This is a genomic window from Streptomyces sp. MS19, assembly GCF_047200595.1.
Lineage (GTDB): Bacteria > Actinomycetota > Actinomycetes > Streptomycetales > Streptomycetaceae > Streptomyces.
The window spans coordinates 1-4,658 of sequence record NZ_JBJZOH010000082.1 but is presented as its reverse complement, the minus strand read 5'-3'; the positions used below and the strand labels follow the sequence as shown (position 1 = coordinate 4,658).

The window sequence follows — 4,658 nt, the reverse complement described above, 5'->3', positions numbered from 1 at the left end:
ACTAGGATCGGTGACAAGGCATCAGCTGTGACCGGGGGGTCCCGATGAGTCAGGTCGTGGTCAAGCGTCCGCCGCGGGCGTTGCCCGAGCGGGCTGCCGAGGAGGCGGTGACGCTGCTGCCGCCGCCCGAGCTGCCGAGGGGGCAGCAGGAGGGCGTGCTGATGCAGCTCGTGCCGATGCTGGGCATGGGTTCCTCGGTCGTCTTCTTCTTCATGCCGAACGCCGCGCCGTTCATGCGCATCATGGGCCTGCTGATGCTGGTCTCGACGTGCGCGATGGTCGTGGCGATGATCGTGCGCTTCCGGCGGGGGACGCAGGGGGAGATGGCGCAGCTGCGGCGTGACTACCTGCGGTACCTGTCGCGGACGCGCGAGACGGTGCGGGAGACGGCGCGGGAGCAGCGGGACACGCAGCTGTACCTGCATCCGGCGCCCGACCAGCTGTGGGCGCTGGTGGCGGACGGCAGCCGGGTGTGGGAACGCCGGGCGGGCGACGGGGACTTCGGACAGGTGCGGCTGGGGCTCGGTGAGCACCAGCTCGTCACGCCGCTGGTGGCCGCCGAGTCCGCGCCGGTGGACGAGCTGGAGCCGCTGACGGCGGGAGCGCGGCGGCGGTTCCTCGACACGCACGGCACGGTGCACGGGCTTCCGATGGCGGTGTCCCTGCGCGCGTTCCACCGGATCACGGTGGGCGGGGAGGCAGGGGCGGTGTACGGGACGGTCCGTGCGCTGGTGGCCTCGCTGGTGGCGCTGCACTCCCCCGAGGACGTGCGGGTCGTCGTCGTGGCTGCGGGGGACGAGGCCGTGCGGCGCTGGGAGTGGACGAAGTGGCTGCCGCACGTCCAGGGGGCGGCGCAGGACGGGGCCGGGTCGCGCAGGCTCTTCGCGCGGAGCCTGGCGGACGTGGAACCCGAGCTGGTGCCGCTGCTGGAAGGGCGGGGACGCTTCTCGCCCGGCGGCAAGCCGGTGCTCGACCAGCCGCACGTGCTGGTGCTGCTGGACGGGGCGCGGGTGCCGCCGCACTCGGCGTTCGCGGCGGCCGAGGGGCTCCAGGGCGTCACCCTCGTGGAGGTGTCGCCCGGCGGGGACGTGCCGACGGCGCGGGACGGGCTGGCCGTGCGGTGCCGGCCGGGGCTGCTGCGCCTGGAGTCGCCCGACGGGTCGGTGTTCGACGGCGAGCCCGACGTCCTGCCGCTCGCGGCGGCGGAGGCGCTGGCCAGGCAGCTCGCGCCGCTGCGCCTGGGGACGGCGGCCGACGAGGACGAACCGCTGCTGGCCGACCTGGACTTCGCCGACCTCCTCGGGCTCGGCGACCCGGCGACGGTGGACGTCGCCAGGACCTGGCGGCCCCGGTCGGCGGGCGAGCGGCTGCGGGTGCCGATCGGCGTCGACGAGGAGGGCCGGCCGGTGATGCTGGACCTCAAGGAGGCGGCGCAGGAGGGCATGGGCCCGCACGGGCTGTGCGTGGGCGCGACCGGGTCGGGGAAGTCCGAGCTGCTGCGCACGCTCGTGCTCGGCCTGGCGGTCACGCACACGTCCGAGACGCTGAACTTCGTGCTGGCCGACTTCAAGGGCGGCGCGACGTTCACGGGGATGGCCGGGCTGCCGCACGTGTCGGCCGTGATCACGAACCTGGCGGACGACCTGACGCTGGTCGACCGCATGGGGGACTCGATCCGCGGCGAGTTGCAGCGGCGGCAGGAGCTGCTGCGCGCGGCGGGGAACTACGCCAACCTGCACGACTACGAGAAGGCGCGGGCGGCGGGCGCGCCGCTGGAGCCGCTGCCGTCGCTGGTGCTGGTGATCGACGAGTTCAGCGAACTGCTCACCGCGAAGCCCGACTTCATCGACATGTTCATCCAGATCGGCCGGATCGGCCGGTCGCTGGGCGTGCACCTGCTGCTGGCGTCGCAGCGGCTGGAGGAGGGGCGGCTGCGCGGCCTCGACACGTACCTGTCCTACCGGATCGGTCTGCGGACGTTCTCGGCGGCGGAGTCGCGTACGGCGATCGGCACGCCGGACGCGTACCACCTGCCGCAGATCCCGGGCTCCGGCATCATCAAGTTCGGCACGGAGGAGATGACGCGGTTCAAGGCGGCGTACGTCTCAGGGCCGTACCGCGAGCCGGCCGCGCCCGCGGCGCCGAGCGGGCCGCGTCCGGTGCGGCGCCATCCGGTGCTGTTCTCGGCGGAGCCGGTGGCGGTGCGGTACGCGGAGCCCGACCCGCGGACGGCGCTGGCGGCCGCGCCCGCCGCGCCGCCGCAGGACGACGCGCTGGCGGAGACGGTGCTCGACGTGATCGTGCGGCGTCTCGAAGGGCGCGGGCCGGCGGCCCACCAGGTGTGGCTGCCGCCGCTCGACTCGTCGCCGACCATGGACGAGCTGCTGCCGGGGCTGCGGGTCGTGGAGGGGCGCGGGCTCCAGGCGCCCGGCCGGTCGGGGGCGCTCGCGGTGCCGCTCGGCCTGGTGGACAAGCCGTTCGAGCAGCGCAGGGAGGTGCTGTTCCGGGACTTCTCGGGTGCCGGGGGGCACATGCTGGTCGTCGGCGGCCCGCAGTCGGGGAAGTCGACGCTGCTGCGGACGCTCGTCGCGTCGTTCGCGCTGACCCACACGCCCGCGGAGGCGCAGTTCTACGCCCTGGACTTCGGCGGGGGCGGCCTGGTGACGATGGCGGGGCTGCCGCACGTCGGCGGCGTGGCGTCCCGGCTCGACCCGGACCGGGTGCGGCGGGCGGTCGCGGAGGTCGGCGGGGTCCTGGCGCGGCGGGAGGAACTGTTCCGCAGGCGGGGTATCGACTCGATGGCGACGTTCCGGCGTATGCGCGCCGCGGGGCAGCTGCCGGACGAGCCGTGGGGCGACGTGTTCCTGCTGATCGACGGCTGGGCGGCGTTCAAGCAGGAGTACGACATGGCACTGGAGCCGGTCGTGACGGACATCGCGGCGCGGGGGCTCGGCTTCGGCGTCCACCTGGTGGTCACGGCGTCCCGGTACATGGAGCTGCGTCCCGCGCTCAAGGACCAGCTGACCAACCGGCTGGAGATGCGGCTCGGCGACCGGCTCGACTCGGAGTTCGACCGGAAGGTGGCCGGCGCGGTCCCGGCCGATGTGCCGGGCCGGGGGCAGACGCCCGAGAAGCTGCACTGGATATCGGCGCTGCCGAGGCTGGACGGCGTGGCGCGGGCGGCGGACCTGGCGGACGGCACCGCGGGGCTGGTCGCGGCGGTGCGGGACGCGTGGGCGGGCGGGGACGCACCGTCCGTGCGGATGCTGCCGCGCCGGTTCGCGGCGGCCGACCTGCCGAAGGGCTTCGAGCGGCCGGAGCGCGGGGTGCCGATCGGGATCGGCGAGACCGATCTGGAGCCGGTGTACGTCGACTTCGACCGCGACCCGTTCCTCTTCGTCATCGGCGAGAGCGAGTCGGGGAAGACGGCGGCGCTGCGGCTGGTCATGCAGAAGCTGACCGAGCGGTTCTCCCCGGCCGAGGCGCGGTTCGCCGTCACGGACTTCCGGCGTTCGCTGATGGCGGCGGTGCCGGAGGGCTATGTGGCCGGGTACGCCACGTCGGAGCAGAAGCTGCACACGGACGTGATGTCGTTGCACAGCCTGTTCCAGAAGCGCGCGCCGAAGGACAACATCACGATCCAGGAGCTGCGGGCGCGTGACTGGTGGAGCGGGCCGCGCATGTTCGTGATCGTGGACGACCACGATCTGACGGCGGCCGGTGGCAAGAACCCGCTGGCGATGCTGGCGGAGCACCTGCCGTACGCGCGGGACACGGGGATCTGCTTCGTCATCGCGCGGGGGGCGGCGGGGGCGTCCCGGGGGCTGTTCGACCCGTTCCTCGGGCGGATGCGGGACCTGGGGGCGCAGGGGCTGCTGCTGTCGGGCGATCCGAAGGAGGGCGAGCTGCTGCACGGGGCGCGGATGCGGACGCTGCCGCCCGGCAGGGCGCAGCTTGTGTCGCGGAAGCGGAACGGCGGCCTGGTGCAGCTGGGCTGGCTGCCGGAGGAGTAGCGGGCCCGGCCCCGTGCGGGAGCCTTCACGAAGGACCGGGGTGGTACCGGCGGCTGATCCGCCGGTACCACCCCGGTCCGCGTCGGGCGGGCGGTCAGCCGCCTTCGATCGCCCCGCGCAGGCGGAGGTCGGTGGCCCGGTAGGCGGCCCCGGCCTCGGCGACCTGGTTGCCGGTGCGGCCCAGCAGGGTGCCGAGCCGGAGCGTCTCCTCGGCGAGGACGGCGATGTTCACGTCGAACGCCGCCTTGGCCTCACCGGTCCACCCCGCGGCGACGCGGGTGAGCCCGGCCCTGAGGTCGTCCAGCTTGGCGAGGAGCTGGCGCTCCTCGTGGGTGAGGCCCTCCGCGCCCGCGGAGAGGGCGGCGTAGCTGACACCGATGTTGGTCATGGACGTGCCTTCCTGTGGTCGGTGGTGCCGGTGCGAGCAGTCGGGTCAGAGGTCGGCGATGCCGCTGTTGAGCCGGAGGTCCTGGTAACCGGCGTTGACCGACCGCAGCTGGGAGGCCTGCTCCTGCTCCTCGGCGGTGAACGAGTCACGGCTCATCTGGACCAGTTCCTTGAGGTTGCCGACCGAGTTGATCAGCCGGTTGAGCGTGTTGCGGGCCTCCTCGGCACCCGAGCCGAACTGCGACGCGGCCTCGCCGT

The 4,658-nt window shown here is 73.9% G+C and carries 3 protein-coding genes; 1 reads left to right on the top strand and 2 read right to left on the bottom strand.

What is annotated here, in order from left to right; all coding sequences use genetic code 11:
• The first annotated feature begins 44 nt into the window (after nucleotides 1-44).
• Nucleotides 45-4,013 (top strand): type VII secretion protein EccCa, encoded by a 3,969-nt coding sequence (eccCa, locus tag ACL02R_RS29935; protein ID WP_412800101.1) that lies wholly within the window; start codon nucleotides 45-47, stop codon nucleotides 4,011-4,013.
• A gap of 94 nt (nucleotides 4,014-4,107) precedes the next feature.
• On the opposite strand, the gene ACL02R_RS29930 is transcribed toward eccCa, so the two are convergent.
• Both ACL02R_RS29930 and ACL02R_RS29925 read right to left on the bottom strand, forming a co-directional pair.
• On the bottom strand, nucleotides 4,108-4,401 hold the full coding sequence (locus ACL02R_RS29930; protein ID WP_412800100.1) for a WXG100 family type VII secretion target: 294 nt from the start codon (nucleotides 4,399-4,401) through the stop codon (nucleotides 4,108-4,110).
• Between the two features lie 45 nt (nucleotides 4,402-4,446).
• Nucleotides 4,447-4,658 (bottom strand): hypothetical protein (locus tag ACL02R_RS29925; RefSeq protein ID WP_412800099.1); only part of this gene is annotated, 212 nt, incomplete at its 5' end.